Annotated in this window: 16 protein-coding genes; 11 read left to right on the plus strand and 5 right to left on the minus strand. The window is 67.6% G+C overall.

What is annotated here, in order from left to right:
* The first annotated feature begins 89 nt into the window (after positions 1–89).
* The 8 genes from BLV25_RS04430 to BLV25_RS04465 all read left to right on the plus strand — a co-directional run bounded on the left by BLV25_RS04430 (position 90) and on the right by BLV25_RS04465 (position 6,835).
* On the plus strand, positions 90–344 hold the full coding sequence (locus tag BLV25_RS04430; RefSeq protein ID WP_021073111.1) for an ATP synthase subunit K: 255 nt from the start codon (positions 90–92) through the stop codon (positions 342–344).
* Between the two features lie 23 nt (positions 345–367).
* The gene (locus BLV25_RS04435) at positions 368–946 is read left to right on the plus strand and encodes a V-type ATP synthase subunit E (protein ID WP_092731080.1); all 579 of its coding nucleotides are present in this window, start codon (positions 368–370) and stop codon (positions 944–946) included.
* A complete protein-coding gene (locus tag BLV25_RS04440; RefSeq protein WP_021073114.1) occupies positions 943–1,989 on the plus strand; it encodes a V-type ATP synthase subunit C in 1,047 nt (348 codons plus the stop codon). The genes BLV25_RS04435 and BLV25_RS04440 overlap by 4 nt, the downstream gene beginning before the upstream one ends.
* Positions 1,986–2,315 (plus strand): V-type ATP synthase subunit F, encoded by a 330-nt coding sequence (locus BLV25_RS04445; protein WP_021073115.1) that lies wholly within the window; start codon positions 1,986–1,988, stop codon positions 2,313–2,315. The genes BLV25_RS04440 and BLV25_RS04445 overlap by 4 nt, the downstream gene beginning before the upstream one ends.
* Before the next feature lies 1 nt (position 2,316).
* Positions 2,317–4,089: a V-type ATP synthase subunit A gene (locus BLV25_RS04450; RefSeq protein WP_092731082.1), complete on the plus strand. Its 1,773-nt coding sequence runs from the start codon at positions 2,317–2,319 to the stop codon at positions 4,087–4,089.
* Positions 4,090–4,091: 2 nt separating this feature from the next.
* Entirely contained in the window at positions 4,092–5,513 is a 1,422-nt protein-coding gene (locus BLV25_RS04455) for a V-type ATP synthase subunit B (protein WP_021073117.1), read from the plus strand.
* A gap of 162 nt (positions 5,514–5,675) precedes the next feature.
* Positions 5,676–6,353, plus strand: coding sequence for a V-type ATP synthase subunit D (locus tag BLV25_RS04460; RefSeq protein ID WP_021073118.1), 678 nt, complete (start codon positions 5,676–5,678; stop codon positions 6,351–6,353).
* Positions 6,354–6,454: 101 nt separating this feature from the next.
* Complete coding sequence (locus BLV25_RS04465; RefSeq protein ID WP_092731084.1) at positions 6,455–6,835, plus strand: DUF6276 family protein; 381 nt, start codon at positions 6,455–6,457, stop codon at positions 6,833–6,835.
* 17 nt (positions 6,836–6,852) lie between these two features.
* Here the strand turns inward: BLV25_RS04465 and prf1 are convergent, their stop codons facing one another.
* The 4 genes from prf1 to BLV25_RS04485 all read right to left on the minus strand — a co-directional run bounded on the left by prf1 (position 6,853) and on the right by BLV25_RS04485 (position 9,380).
* Positions 6,853–8,103, minus strand: a complete 1,251-nt coding sequence (prf1, locus tag BLV25_RS04470; RefSeq protein WP_092731086.1) for a peptide chain release factor aRF-1 — start codon at positions 8,101–8,103, stop codon at positions 6,853–6,855.
* A gap of 105 nt (positions 8,104–8,208) precedes the next feature.
* A complete protein-coding gene (gene hisE / locus BLV25_RS04475) occupies positions 8,209–8,562 on the minus strand; it encodes a phosphoribosyl-ATP diphosphatase (protein WP_021073121.1) in 354 nt (117 codons plus the stop codon).
* Positions 8,559–9,152 (minus strand): pyridoxal 5'-phosphate synthase glutaminase subunit PdxT, encoded by a 594-nt coding sequence (gene pdxT, locus BLV25_RS04480; protein ID WP_021073122.1) that lies wholly within the window; start codon positions 9,150–9,152, stop codon positions 8,559–8,561. Before pdxT ends, hisE begins: the two co-directional genes overlap by 4 nt.
* 66 nt (positions 9,153–9,218) lie before the next feature.
* Positions 9,219–9,380: a preprotein translocase subunit Sec61beta gene (locus tag BLV25_RS04485; RefSeq protein ID WP_021073123.1), complete on the minus strand. Its 162-nt coding sequence runs from the start codon at positions 9,378–9,380 to the stop codon at positions 9,219–9,221.
* 213 nt (positions 9,381–9,593) lie between these two features.
* Between BLV25_RS04485 and trxA the strand changes: the two genes are divergently transcribed.
* The gene (gene trxA, locus BLV25_RS04490; RefSeq protein ID WP_021073124.1) at positions 9,594–9,869 is read left to right on the plus strand and encodes a thioredoxin; all 276 of its coding nucleotides are present in this window, start codon (positions 9,594–9,596) and stop codon (positions 9,867–9,869) included.
* A 135-nt stretch (positions 9,870–10,004) separates the two neighbouring features.
* Entirely contained in the window at positions 10,005–10,154 is a 150-nt protein-coding gene (locus BLV25_RS04495; RefSeq protein WP_021073125.1) for a 50S ribosomal protein L40e, read from the plus strand.
* An 80-nt stretch (positions 10,155–10,234) separates the two neighbouring features.
* Here the strand turns inward: BLV25_RS04495 and BLV25_RS04500 are convergent, their stop codons facing one another.
* Positions 10,235–10,861, minus strand: coding sequence for an MBL fold metallo-hydrolase (locus tag BLV25_RS04500; protein ID WP_021073126.1), 627 nt, complete (start codon positions 10,859–10,861; stop codon positions 10,235–10,237).
* A 121-nt stretch (positions 10,862–10,982) separates the two neighbouring features.
* On the opposite strand from BLV25_RS04500, the gene BLV25_RS04505 reads away from it, so the two are divergent.
* A complete protein-coding gene (locus BLV25_RS04505) occupies positions 10,983–13,667 on the plus strand; it encodes a phosphoenolpyruvate carboxylase (RefSeq protein WP_092731088.1) in 2,685 nt (894 codons plus the stop codon).
* Positions 13,668–13,686 lie beyond the last annotated feature (19 nt).

Raw genomic sequence — 13,686 nt, forward strand, 5'->3', positions numbered from 1 at the left:
GTCGTTTTCCTCGTTCGTTTTGGGAAGTTTTATGTCTCCAGTAGGGGGAATACGAACTGTTCGGAGACGAGCAACCGCAACTACTACCAATGTTTGAAGCTACCAGCGAACTCGGGAACGTCGTACTGCAGGAAGGTCAAGGCACGCTCACGAACCCGTCGGCTGCCGCCGCGCTCGCGGTCGGTCTCGCGGCGCTCGGCGCGGGCTATGCGGAACGAGGCATCGGATCCGCCGCCGTCGGCGCGATGGCCGAGGACGAGGGGCTGTTCGTCAACGGCCTCATCCTGACGGTGCTGCCCGAAACGCTCGTTATCCTCGCGCTGGTCGTCGTCTTCCTGGTCTAACCAGCCCCCCCTCTTTCCAACCAATGAGTTTGGACACCGTCGTTGAGGATATCCGAGAAGAGGCCCGCGCGCGTGCGGAGGAGATCCGCGAGGAGGCCGACGCGGAGGCCGAGGAGATCATCGCCGAGGCCGAGGCCGACGCCGACCGGATCCGCGAGCAGAAGCTCGCGGAGGTCGAACGCCAGATCGAGCGGGAGCGCGAGCAGACGCTCTCGTCGGCCAAGCTCGAGGCCAAACAGGAGCGGCTCGGCGCCCGCCGCGACGTCCTGGAGGACGTCCGTGCGGACGTCGAGGCGGCGATCGCCGACCTCGATGACGACCGTCGGCGCGAGCTCACCGAGACGCTGCTCGAGGCCACCCTCGCGGAGTTCGACGACGACGCTGACGTCGTCGTCGCCACCCGCGAGGCGGATCTCGACCTCCTCGAGGAGCTTCTCGAGGACCGCGACGCCGAGGTCGGCGACCCGGTCGACTGCCTCGGCGGCGTCGTCGGCGAGAGCGACTCCTCCCGCGTTCGCGTGAACAACACCTTCGACTCCGTCCTGGAGGACGTCTGGGACGACGAGCTCAAGAACCTCTCGGAGCGACTGTTCGACCAATGAGTGCCGTCGGCAGCTCGAACCCGGAGTACGTCGTGGCGAGGGTTCGCGCCCGCCGCGGCAAGCTGTACAGCGACGAGGAGTATCGCAAGCTCACCCGGATGGGGCCCGCCGAGATCGCCCGCTTCATGGAGGAATCGACCTACGAGGCGGAGATCAACGCGCTCGGGAGCCGCCACGGCGGCGTCGACCTGATCGAGTACGCCCTGAACCGCAACCTCGCCAAGCAGTTCGAAGGCATCCTCGACTGGAGCGAGGGGCGCCTCTACGACCTGATCGCCCGATATCTCCGGAAGTTCGACGCGCGAAACGTCAAGACCGTCATTCGGGGCATCTACGTCGACGCGTCGACCGAGGAGATCGAGGTCGACCTCATCCGCGCCGGCGAGTTCGACGACCGGCGCATCCGGCGTCTCCTCGAGGCGGAGTCGATCGAGGGCGTCATCGAGGTCCTCGACGATACCATCTACGGCCCGGCCCTCGAGGAGGCCTACCCGGCCTACGAGGAGTCGGGCATTCTCGTCCCGCTCGAGAACGCGGTCGACCGGACGTTCTACGACCACCTGCTTTCGGAGCTCGGCCGCGACGAGCCGACCCGCCAGTACGAGTCGTTCCTGACGGCCGAGATCGACTTCCGGAACGCCCGGAACGCGCTTCGGCTCGCCCGGTCGGGCGCCGACATCGACCCGGCCGAGTACTTCATCGAGGGCGGCGACCTCTTCACCCGCGACACGCTCGCCCGACTCGCCCGGAACCTGGACGAGCTCGTCGAGTACATCGCCGAGAGCCAGTACGCCGACGACCTCGGGCCCGCGCTGCGTGAGCTCGAGGAGGCCGACAGCCTGATCGCGTTCGAGCACGCGACCGACGCGGCGCTTTTGGCCTACGGCGACCAGCTCGGGACGATCCACCCCGTCTCGGTGACGCCGGTCATCTCCTACATCCTCGCCAAGGAGCGCGAGGTCCAGAACATTCGGGCGATCGCCCGCGGGAAGGAAGCCGGCCTGAGCGACGCCGAGATCGAGGAGGAACTGGTGATACTATGAGCCAGGAGATCGCCGTCATCGGCAGCCCCGAGTTCACGACGGGATTCCGTCTGGCCGGCGTCCGGACCTTCGAGAACGTGCCGGACGACCGGAAGGACGAGGAGCTCGACGACGCGGTCGAACGAACGCTCGAGGACGAGGGGGTCGGCATCATCGTGATGCACGAGGAGGACCTCTCGCACCTCTCGCGTGGCGTTCGCGAGCGCGTCGAGGGAAGCATCGAGCCCGTCTTAGTCACGCTCGGCGCATCGGGCGCCGGCGGGGGCGGGCTGCGCGACCAGATCAAACGAGCCATCGGGATCGACCTGATGGAGGAGGACGACTAATATGAGCAAAGCAGAATCCACGGAGACCACCGACAACGGTGTCATCCAGAGCGTGAGCGGTCCGGTCGTGAGCGCCCGCGACCTCGACGCCCGCATGAACGACGTCGTCTACGTCGGCGACGAAGGACTCATGGGGGAAGTGATCGAGATCGAGGGCAACGTCACGACCATTCAGGTGTACGAAGAGACCTCCGGCGTCGGCCCCGGCGAACCCGTCGAGAACACGGGCGAGCCGCTGTCGGTCGACCTGGGTCCGGGAATGCTCGACGCCATCTACGACGGCGTCCAGCGTCCCCTGGACGTGCTGGAGGGGAAGATGGACAGCCCCTACCTCGACCGCGGGGTCGACGCACCCGGCATCGACCTCGAGGAGGAGTGGGGATTCGAGCCGACCGTCGACGAGGGCGACGAGGTCGGCCGCGGCGACGTCGTCGGCGTCGTCGAGGAGACGGTCACCATCGACCACAAGGTGATGGTGCCGCCGGACGCCCTCGAGGCGGACGAGACCGCCGAGGTCGTCGCGATCGAGTCCGGCTCCTTCGACGTGACCGAGACCGTCGCGGAGCTGTCGAACGGCGTCGAGGTCACGATGCGCCAGGAGTGGCCGGTTCGTGAGGCCCGGCCGACCGTCGAGAAGCGCACGCCCCGACAGCCGCTCGTCTCGGGTCAGCGCATCCTCGACGGCCTGTTCCCGATCGCGAAGGGCGGTACGGCAGCGATTCCGGGGCCGTTCGGATCCGGAAAGACGGTCACCCAGCACCAGCTCGCCAAGTACGCCGACGCGGACATCATCGTCTACGTCGGCTGCGGCGAGCGGGGCAACGAGATGACCGAGGTCATCGAGGACTTCCCCGAGCTGGAGGACCCGGCCAACGGCAACCCGCTGATGGCCCGGACGTCGCTCATCGCCAACACGTCGAACATGCCCGTCGCGGCGCGTGAGTCCTGCATCTACACGGGCATCACGATCGCTGAGTACTACCGCGATATGGGCTACGACGTCGCGCTGATGGCCGACTCCACCTCGCGGTGGGCGGAGGCGATGCGCGAGATCTCCTCCCGGCTCGAGGAGATGCCCGGCGAGGAGGGGTACCCCGCATACCTCGCCGCCCGGCTCGCGCAGTTCTACGAGCGCGCCGGCTACTTCGAGAACATCAACGGGACCGAAGGGTCCGTCTCCGCGATCGGCGCGGTGAGTCCCCCTGGCGGCGACTTCTCCGAGCCGGTCACCCAGAACACGCTGCGCATCGTGAAGACGTTCTGGGCGCTCGACGCGGACCTGGCGGAGCGTCGTCACTTCCCGTCGATCAACTGGAACGAGTCCTACTCGCTGTACAAGGACCAGCTCGACCCCTGGTTCCAGGAGGAGGTCGCCGAGGACTGGCCTGACAAGCGCCAGTGGGCGGTCGACGTCCTCGACGAGGAGACCGAGCTGCAGGAGATCGTCCAGCTCGTCGGCAAGGACGCGCTGCCGGAGGACCAGCAGCTGACCCTCGAGGTCGCGCGCTACCTCCGCGAGGCGTACCTCCAGCAGAACGCCTTCCACCCGGTCGACACCTACTGTCCGCCGGAGAAGACGTACCTCATGTTGACGACGATCGAGACGTTCAACGACGAGGCGTTCGCGGCGCTCGAGGCCGGCGTCCCGGTCGAGGAGATCATCGACATCGACGCCGCTCCGAAGATCAACCGGATCGGCGTCCAGGAGGACTACGAGGAGTACGTCGCGGATCTCAAAGCCGAGATCACCGAGGAACTCCGGAGTCTCTACTAACAATGAAAGAGTACCAAACCATCACCGAGATCAGCGGCCCGCTGGTGTACGCCGAGGTCGACGAGGCGATCGGGTACGACGAGATCGTCGAGATCGAGACGGCCCAGGGCGACACCCTGCGCGGCCAGGTGCTCGAATCCTCGGAGGGCCTCGTGGCCATCCAGGTGTTCGAGGGCACCAGCGGCATCGACCAGAACGCGTCGGTTCGCTTCCTCGGCGAGACGATGAAGATGCCCGTCACCGAGGACCTCCTCGGGCGAGTGCTCGACGGGTCGGGCCGGCCGATCGACGGCGGCCCGGAGATCGTCCCCGACGAGCGACAGGACATCGTCGGCGCGGCGATCAACCCCTACTCCCGGGAGTATCCCGAGGAGTTCATCGAGACCGGCGTCTCCGCCATCGACGGGATGAACACGCTCGTCCGCGGCCAGAAGCTGCCGATCTTCTCCAGCTCCGGACAGCCGCACAGCGAGCTGGCGATGCAGATCGCGCGGCAGGCGAGCGTGCCGGAGGAAGAGGAGTCCGGTGACGGCGAGGGATCCGAGTTCGCCGTCATCTTCGGCGCGATGGGGATCACCCAGGAGGAGGCCAACGAGTTCATGCAGGACTTCGAGCGCACCGGCGCGCTCGAGCGGTCGGTCGTCTTCATGAACCTCGCGGACGACCCCGCCGTCGAACGGACGGTCACTCCGCGGATGGTCCTGACGACGGCCGAGTACCTCGCCTTCGAGAAGGACTACCACGTCCTCGTCATCCTGACGGACATGACCAACTACTGCGAGGCGCTCCGCGAGATCGGCGCGGCCCGCGAGGAGGTTCCGGGCCGGCGTGGCTATCCCGGATACATGTACACCGACCTGGCGCAGCTCTACGAGCGCGCCGGCCGGATCGAGGGCCGTGAGGGATCGGTCACGCAGATCCCGATCCTCACGATGCCGGGCGACGACGACACCCACCCGATCCCGGACCTGACCGGCTACATCACCGAGGGCCAGATCTACGTCGACCCCGACCTCAACAGCCAGGGGCTCCAACCCCCGGTGAACGTCCTGCCCAGCCTCTCGCGGCTGATGGACGACGGCATCGGCGAGGGACTCACCCGCGAGGACCACGGCGACGTCTCCGACCAGATGTACGCCGCCTACGCGGAGGGCGAGGACCTCCGCGATCTGGTGAACATCGTCGGTCGCGAGGCGCTCTCGGAGCGTGACAACAAGTACCTCGACTTCGCGGACGCCTTCGAGACGGAGTTCGTCGACCAGGGCTTCGACCAGAACCGCGATCTCGAGGAGACGCTGGAGATCGGCTGGGACCTCCTCTCGATGCTGCCGAAGGAGGAGCTCAACCGCGTCGACGAGGAGTTCATCGAGACGTACTACCGCGAGGACGACTCCGAGCGAAAGATCGTCGAAGCGGCCGACTGATACCGTCGACCGCCACGTTTTCCCGGTTCCGATCGGTTCCGTTGCACGACCGGCGGCGCGAGACGTCCCGTTCGGGCCTCCTCGTGCTGGCGTTCGATCCGTGCCGCTACGGCCCGAACAGACAACTATTAACCTCCTCCGGAAGCTACGATCCGCCAACAGATGGCCAAGGACGTCAAACCCACTCGGAAGAACCTGATGGCGATCGAGGATCGCATCGAGCTCTCCGAGCGGGGCCACGACACCCTCGAACAGAAGCGGGACGGCCTCATCATGGAGTTCATGGACATCCTCGACCAGGCGCAGGACGTCCGCTCCGATCTGAGCGACGACTACGAGACCGCCCAGCGCAAGATCGATATGGCGCGCGCCATGGAGGGCGACGTGGCGGTTCGCGGCGCGGCGGCGGCGCTGAAGGAGCACCCCGAGATCACGACCCAGTCGAAGAACATTATGGGCGTCGTGGTGCCCCAGATCGAGTCCTCGAAGGTCAAGAAGTCGCTCGACGAGCGCGGCTACGGCCTGCTCGGCTCCTCGGCGCGGATCGACGAGGCGGCCGACGCCTACGAGGAGCTGCTCGAGACGATCATCCTCGCCGCCGAGGTCGAGACGGCGATGAAGAAGATGCTCGAGGAGATCGAGACGACCAAGCGCCGCGTCAACGCCCTCGAGTTCACCCTGCTCCCGCAGCTCTACGAGAACCAGGAGTACATCGAGCAGAAGCTCGAGGAACAGGAGCGCGAGGAGATCTTCCGCCTCAAGAAGATCAAGGCGAAAAAGGAGGAAGAGGAGGAGGAAGCCGAGGCCGCCGCGGAGGCCGAGGCCGTCTCCGCGGACTGAGACTCCCGTTTTTCCCGGTCACGGGTTCCGTTCTCGTTTTTCCTTCCGCATCCGACCTCGATGTCGCGTCCTTTTACCGTCGCTCGGTTCCAACGCCCGCCATGTCCTGTCCCGATTGCGGGAGCGATCGCGTCGCGCTGCGGGTTCCCGTCGACCTGCGTGACCACGCCGGGTCGGAGACGGTCGCGGTTTGTCGGGGCTGTCTCCGCGTCCAGCCAGCCGACGCTGATACCGCCGACCCGGGCACCCCGGCCGACGTCGACGAGGCGATCCCCGACGGCGAGGGCGGGGTGGCGTTCCTGCTCGCCTGCGGAAAGCTCGGATCGCTGGCCCTCAACCGGTCGGCGATCGTCGAGCTGTTCGAGTACGCCGAAGACGCGGGCGTCGACGTCTACCTGACGCTCGACCGGCTGGCGGAAACGGTTCAAAAACCCCACTTCGACGTGTCGAGACGACTCGAACAGGTTGACGAGTTTCTCTAGCCGCCCGACGAGTTTCTCTAGACGCCGGTGGAGTACCGCAGGAGGCCGGCGATCCCGCCGAAGGCGTCGAGCAGCTGCTCGCCCTTCTCGAAGTCGGTGGAGATGAACTTGGTCTCGGTGCCGCGCTGTTCGGCGATCGCCATCAGATGCTCGATGACGTCCTCGCGCTCCTGGACCGCCGCCTCCTCGCCGCACTCGGCGCACTCGTGGTCCGGCGTCGAGTGGCGGCTGTCGACCACCTCGTACTCCTCGTGGCCGTTGGGGCACTCGTAGACCACGACGTCCGAGCGGAGGTCCTCCGAGAGGAGCAGTCGATCGACGGAGCCCATGATCAGGTTCCGGCGGGTCTGCTCGAAGCCGTAGGTCGCCTTCTCGCCGGTGTGAAGGTTCTCGAAGAATTCCTCCATCTGGTTTTTGTCGTCGACGATCGCCTGGTCGGCCAGCGCCTCCTGGCCGGCGTCGACGAGGTCGTAGAGGCCGGACTCGTCGGTGTAGGAGACGTCGAACTTGCCCAGCACCGTGTCCTGCAGCTCGTGGTGGAGGTAGTCGCCGTCGAGGAACTCGTCCTTCGTCGGGGAGGGGCCGCCGACGAGGATGCCGTCCAGCTCGTGGCGCTTCGGGACGAACAGGTCGTTCGCCATCTCCGCGACCTCCTGGTAGAAGTTGTCGATCGCCTCCAGCCGCAGGCGGGCGAACCGCTGTGCGGACTGGCCGCCCTTCCGCTGCTTGCCCGGCACGAGCGAGGAGGCGGACTTGACGGGCTCGACGCGTTTGCCCTTGAGCCAGCCGACGTTGGCCTCCCGGCGGTCGAGCACGATGAGCCCGAACAGGCCCTTGTCCGCGAGCATGTGCTCGAGCGGCTCGGTGAGGAAGTTCGAGTCACAGTGGTAGCGGAACGACTCGATCGGGTCCGGGGGAGACTCGAGCGTCTTCGTGACCATCTCCGTTCGGCCGCCGCCGGAGTCGACGGCTCCCGAGAAGATGACCATCCCGTTCTCTGGCGGGTAGGTGTCGTAATACCGCAGACGGTCCTTGATGCTGGTCAGGGCGTCCTGGACGTTCGTCCGGGTCTGTTTGGACTTGATGTTCGACGCCTCGCTGTGTTCCTGGGTCACGTGGGCGACGACGTCGGCGATCTGTTTGTCCTCGGGGATGTAGATCGTGACGAGCTGCGTGCCGGAGCCCTCGTAGTCCTGGAGCTCCTCGATGACCTTGCGGAACTCGTACTTCCGCCGGTCCTCGGTCGTCCCCTCCGTCTCGGTACTCATTGGGTAGTCATCGCCGCGCTGGCGGTAAGTATGCTTTGACCTGCCCGTTCGTGGGAGCGGCGCGTCCGCCGGCAGAAGCGGAATCCGCCGGCGGAATCGGACGTGCTAGCCGAACCGGGACTCGAGTTCGTCCCGGAGGTCGTCGACGTCGAGGTCCTTCACCGCCAGGAGGACCAGCAGGTGGTAGACGAGGTCGGCGCTCTCGGAGAGCAGCTCCGCGTCGTCGTCGTCCTTGGCCGCGAGGATCGTCTCCGTCGTCTCCTCGCCAAGCTTCTCCAGGACCGCGTTCTCCCCCTTCTCGTGGGTGAACAGCGAGGCGGTGTAGGAACCCTCGGGCAGCTCGCGCTTCCGGTCCTCGATCGTCGCGCAGAGATCGTCGAGGACGTCCGCGGTCGTCCCGTCGGTCGTCGCGTCGGCAGCCGTCCCGTTGGATTCGCTGCCCGCTGATTCGTCGCTCATACGGTCGCCGCCACCTCCGGGAAGAAGGCGAGGTCGTGGATCCGCGGGTCGTCGGTCAGCTCGGGATGGAACGAACAGCCGAGAATCGGTCCGTCGCGGACGAGCACGGGGCGGTCCTCCCAGCTCGCCAGCACCTCGACGCCATCGCCGACCGCGTCGATGAGCGGCGCGCGAATGAAGACCGCGTGGAACGGGTCCGCGAGCCCGTCGACCGCGAGCGGGGCCTCGAAGGAGTCGGCCTGTCGACCGAAGGCGTTCCGGTCCACGGTGGCGTCGATCAGTCCGAGCGTCTCGACGCGGTCGTCCTTGGCGTCCGCCGAGAGCACGATGAGTCCGGCACAGGTCGCGAGCACGGGCTTGTCGGCGGCCACGTGCTCGCGGATCTCCTCCGCGATCCCCTCGCGGCGGATCAGCCGCGAGATCGTCGTCGACTCCCCGCCCGGACACAGGAGGACGTCACACTCCGGAAGGAGTCCCGACTCCCGGATCTCGACGACTTCCGCCGACTCCCCGTGGGCCGTGGCCGCACGCCGGATCGCCGCGGCGTGTTCCGACACGTCGCCCTGCACGGCGAGGACGCCTGCTTTCATACCCGTCACTCCGCGTGCGGCTCCCAAAAAGGGCGCGTTCTCTCCCGCTCGGCTCGGTTCCGTGGATCAGATAGTCAACGAGACGATCTGGACGAGGACGCCGAACAGGACCGCGAAGGCGATCACCGTTTTCGGGTCGATCCTGATCGCGTCCCGGCCCTCGGAGTCGAAATACCGGACTAGTCCCGCGCTGGACATCAGCCCGCCGGAGTTCTGACCGCTGCTCATACCCCGACCTCCGGCTGCCACTCGCGTAAACGTTTCGACACAGGCCGGGACCGGTTCGACGCGGGTCGGAACCGTTTGACGCGGACCGGAACCGGTTCGACGCTGGTCCGACTCGACGCCGCGGGACCCGCCGGTCCGAACGGTCGACCGCCAACGGTGCTGCCGCGTGAGTAACCCTTATGCACGCGCCGACGCTATCATCCATAGCGCATTATGACCGTTCGACTCCTCGATTTCCACGCCGACTGGTGCGGCCCGTGTAAGACCCAGGACCCGATCCTCGAAGAACTGCAGGAGGAGCTGGGGGACGCCTTCGAGCTACAGAAGATCGACGTCGACGAACAGCAGGACGTCGCCAACCAGTACCAGGTCCGGTCGCTGCCCACGCTCATCGTCGAGTCCGACGACGGCGTCGTCGACCGGTTCGTCGGGGTCACCCAGAAGGAGGACCTCGAGGACGCCATCTCGCAGGCCGCCGCGGCCGCGTAATCGTTCACACGATCCGGAGCGTATCCCGACGGTCGTTTCTCGATTTCCCGCATCGGTCCCGAGTTACGTCTCCGGCTTCCCGGAGTTGCGTCTCCGTCTCGCAAGCTTTTAGCGCGTACCCGCGTATCGGCACGTATGGCCAGTTTCGACGCCGCGAAGAAGCGAACGCTCGAGAAGCTCGTGTGTATGCGCTGTAACGCCCGCAACCCGAAGGACGCCGACGAGTGTCGCAAGTGCGGATACAAGAACCTCCGTCCGAAGGCGACCGAGCGCCGCGCCGCCTAGCCGACGCGCGATCGCCGCGCAGCGCCACCACCGCGTTTTCCCGTTTTTCTCCGCCGGAGTCGTCGGTCCCGGCCGATGCGCTACTCGTCGGGGTATTTCGGCTCCCGCCGCTCCGCCCGGTCGAGCGCGCGTTCGATCACGGCGTGAACGGACTCGTCGCCCTCGGCTTCCCGATAGACGTCGCCGTGGCCGGCGTACAGCTCGGAGACGGAGTCCGGAAGCCGGTCGAGGAGGTCCTGCAGGCTCTCGATCAGCCGCTCGCGTGACTGGCCCGTCATGTCGGTGCGGCCGAAGGAGCCGTCCTCGAAGGCACCGTCGTTGTAGACGACGACGTCGCCGCTGTAGAGCCGGTCCGTCCCGACGAACGCGACGTGGTCGACGGCGTGGCCCGGCGTGTACACCACCTCACATCGCTCGTCGCCGACCGTGACCTCGTCGCCGTCCGCGATCGCGACGTCCCGGCGCGGGTGGTCGCCGTAAGCGTACAGGTCGGCCCCGAAGGCGTCCAGGACGGCGTCCAGCTCGCCCACGTGGTCGGCGTGTTGGTGCGTGAGGACGACCCGGTCCAGGTCGTCGACGTGGTCGGCGATGACGTCCTCGACGCCGGACATCGTGCCGGCGTCGACCAGCGTCGTCGTCGATCCGGGCACCAGATAGGCGTTGCAGGTGAACCCCTTCGCGGCCGCCGTGACGGTGATCGGTTCCATATACGGCGTTCGGCGACGGCTCACTTAAATAAGCCGCCGTTCCGACCACGACGTGTCCGCCATAGAATGTGTTGTGTTAGCAAGGAACACGTTTAATGAGGGTCCGGCGCAGGTGGCCCGTATGGACCTGTACCGACGTGATATCCGACGAGACGTCCGGGATCTCGGGGCGCTCGTCGGGGACGTACTCACCGAACAGGCGTCCGCGGACGCCTTCGAGACCGTCGAAGCCCTCCGGACCGACGCGATCGCGTACCGCTCGTCCGAGGACGCGCTCGATTCGCGCGACCCGCTCCGGTCGACGCTCGCGGCGAGCGGCGCCGACGGGCAGCTGGTCGTCGCCCGCGCGTTCACCGCCTACTTCGAGCTGATCAACCTCGCCGAGGAGCGCGAGCGCGTTCGGGCGCTCCGCGAGCAGTCGCAGGCCGACGTCCCCGACGACGGCCTCGCGGAGGCGATCGCCCTGCTGAGGGAGGCGGATCCGGAGGTCGCCGAACGCGTCCTTTCGGACGTCCTCGTCGAGCCGACGTTCACCGCCCACCCGACCGAGGCGCGCCGCAAGACCGTCAAGACCAAACTCCGGTCGGTCGCCGGGACGCTGGCGGAGCTCGACGAGCGTCTGCTCACCGACGACGAGCGCGACCGGCTCGAACGCGAGCTTCGCGCGGACGTGACCAGCCTCTGGCAGACCCCGCAGGTGCGCGACCGTCGACCCGAGCCGATCGACGAGGTGTCGAACGTCCAGTGGTACCTCGAGAACGTCCTCTTCGACGTGGTCGGCGACGTCCTCGAGCCGGTCGCCGCCTTCGCCGACGACGGTCCCGCCGGTCCGACCCTCCTGGAGTTCCGGTCGTGGGCGGGGTCGGACCGGGACGGCAACCCGCACGTCACGCCCGCGGTGACCGCCGAAACGCTCGAGCGCCAGCGCGAGGCGGCCCTCGAGGGCTACCGCGACCGCGTGCGGTCGCTCTCGAACGTGCTCAGCCAGGACGCCAGCCGGCTCGAACTCGGCGACGACGTCCGGGAGTCGCTCGCCCGCGACAAGGACCAACTACCGGACGTCGCCGAGCGCGCGGAGTCGCGGTACCCGAACGAGCCGTACCGCCAGAAGCTGCTGTGTATCCACGAGCGGCTCGACCGCGTCGGCGACGTTCGCCCCGGCGGCTACGCGGACGCGGACGCGTTCCGACGCGACCTGGAGGCGCTCGCGGCCGACCTGCGGGCGAACGACGCGAGCGACGTCGCCGCGACCCACGTCGACCCGCTGGTTCGCACCGTCGCGACGTTCGGCTTCACCCTCGCGAGCCTCGACCTCCGGGATCATCAGGAGAACCACACGCAGGCGGTTACGGAGGCGCTCGACCGCGCGGGGATCGATTACGCGGCGATGGACGAGTCCGAGCGCGTCCGGTTCCTGACCGCCGCGATGGACGACGCCCCCGACCTCGTCGCGTTCGACGCGCTCGCGGACGGCTCCGACACGACCGCTCGCGTGCTCGAGCGGTTCGCGAAGCTCGCCGACTGGCAGCGCGAGTACGGCGCGGACGCGATCGACACCTACTGCATCAGCATGTGCGAGGAGCCATCCCACGTCCTGGAGGTGCTGTTCCTGGCCGCGGCGGCCGGGGTCGTCGACCTACCGGAGCACAGCGGGCTCGACGTCGTCCCCCTGCTCGAGACCGAGTACGCGCTCTCGGACGCCCGGCGGATCATGGGGACGCTGTTCGAGAACGAGGCGTACGCGGCCGCGGTCGCCGCGCGCGGGGACGTCCAGGAGGTGATGTTGGGCTACTCGGACTCGAACAAGGAGAACGGCTACCTCGCGGCCCAGTGGGCGCTGTACAGCAACCAGAGGCGGCTGTCGACGATCGCCGAGGAGCACGGCGTCGAGCTCCGGCTGTTTCACGGTCGGGGCGGCTCGATCTCCCGGAGCGGGGGTCCGGTCGCGGAGTCGCTGCTGTCGCTGCCGCCCGAGACGGTGACGGGAGCGGTGAAGTACACCGAGCAGGGCGAGGCGATCGCCGAGCGGTACGCGAACCCGCGGATCGCGACCCGCGAGCTCGAGCGGCTGTTGAACGCCCAGATTCGCGCGCGGCTGCGCGCGCTCCAGGGCGAGGCCGACCCCGTGGAGCCGGAGTGGGAGGCGGCGATGGAGACGGCGGCCGACGCCGCCCGTGAGGCGTACCGCGAGCTGCTCGCGACCGACGGGTTCCTCGAGTACTTCGGCGACGCGACGCCGATCTCGGTGATCGAGGAGCTGAACCTCGGGTCGCGGCCGGCCTCCCGGAGCGGGGAACGGACCGTCGAGGACCTCCGCGCGATCCCGTGGGTGTTCGCGTGGACGCAGACGCGGTGTCCGATCACGGGCTGGTACTCGCTGGCGACGGGCCTCGACGCGTACCTCGAATCGGGCGGCGACGTCGAGACGCTCGCGGCGATGTACGAGTCGTGGCCGTTCTTCCGGACGATCCTCGACAGCGCCGCGCTCTCGCTGGCCCGGACCGACCTGGAGATCGCCGCCGAGTACGCGGCCCTTGCGGATCCCGACGTTCGCGACCGCGTCTTCGGGCGGATCCGCGAGGAGCACGACCGGGCCGTCGAGCTGGTTCGGGCGATCACCGGCCGGGAGACGCTGGTCAAGCGGGGCTGGCTGACGGAGAGCCTGGAGCGACGCAACCCCTACGTGGACCCGCTGAACCTGCTGCAGGTTCGGCTGCTCGACCGAGATTCCCGATCGGCGATGGAGGACCGGGCGCTCCGGCTGACCGTCAAGGGCATCGCCGCCGGGATGAAAACGACGGGATGAGGACGGGTGCGGTCGGCTC

Origin of the sequence: Halopenitus persicus, from assembly GCF_900107205.1 — an archaeon.
In the GTDB taxonomy this organism is placed as follows: Archaea; Halobacteriota; Halobacteria; order Halobacteriales; family Haloferacaceae; genus Halopenitus; species Halopenitus persicus.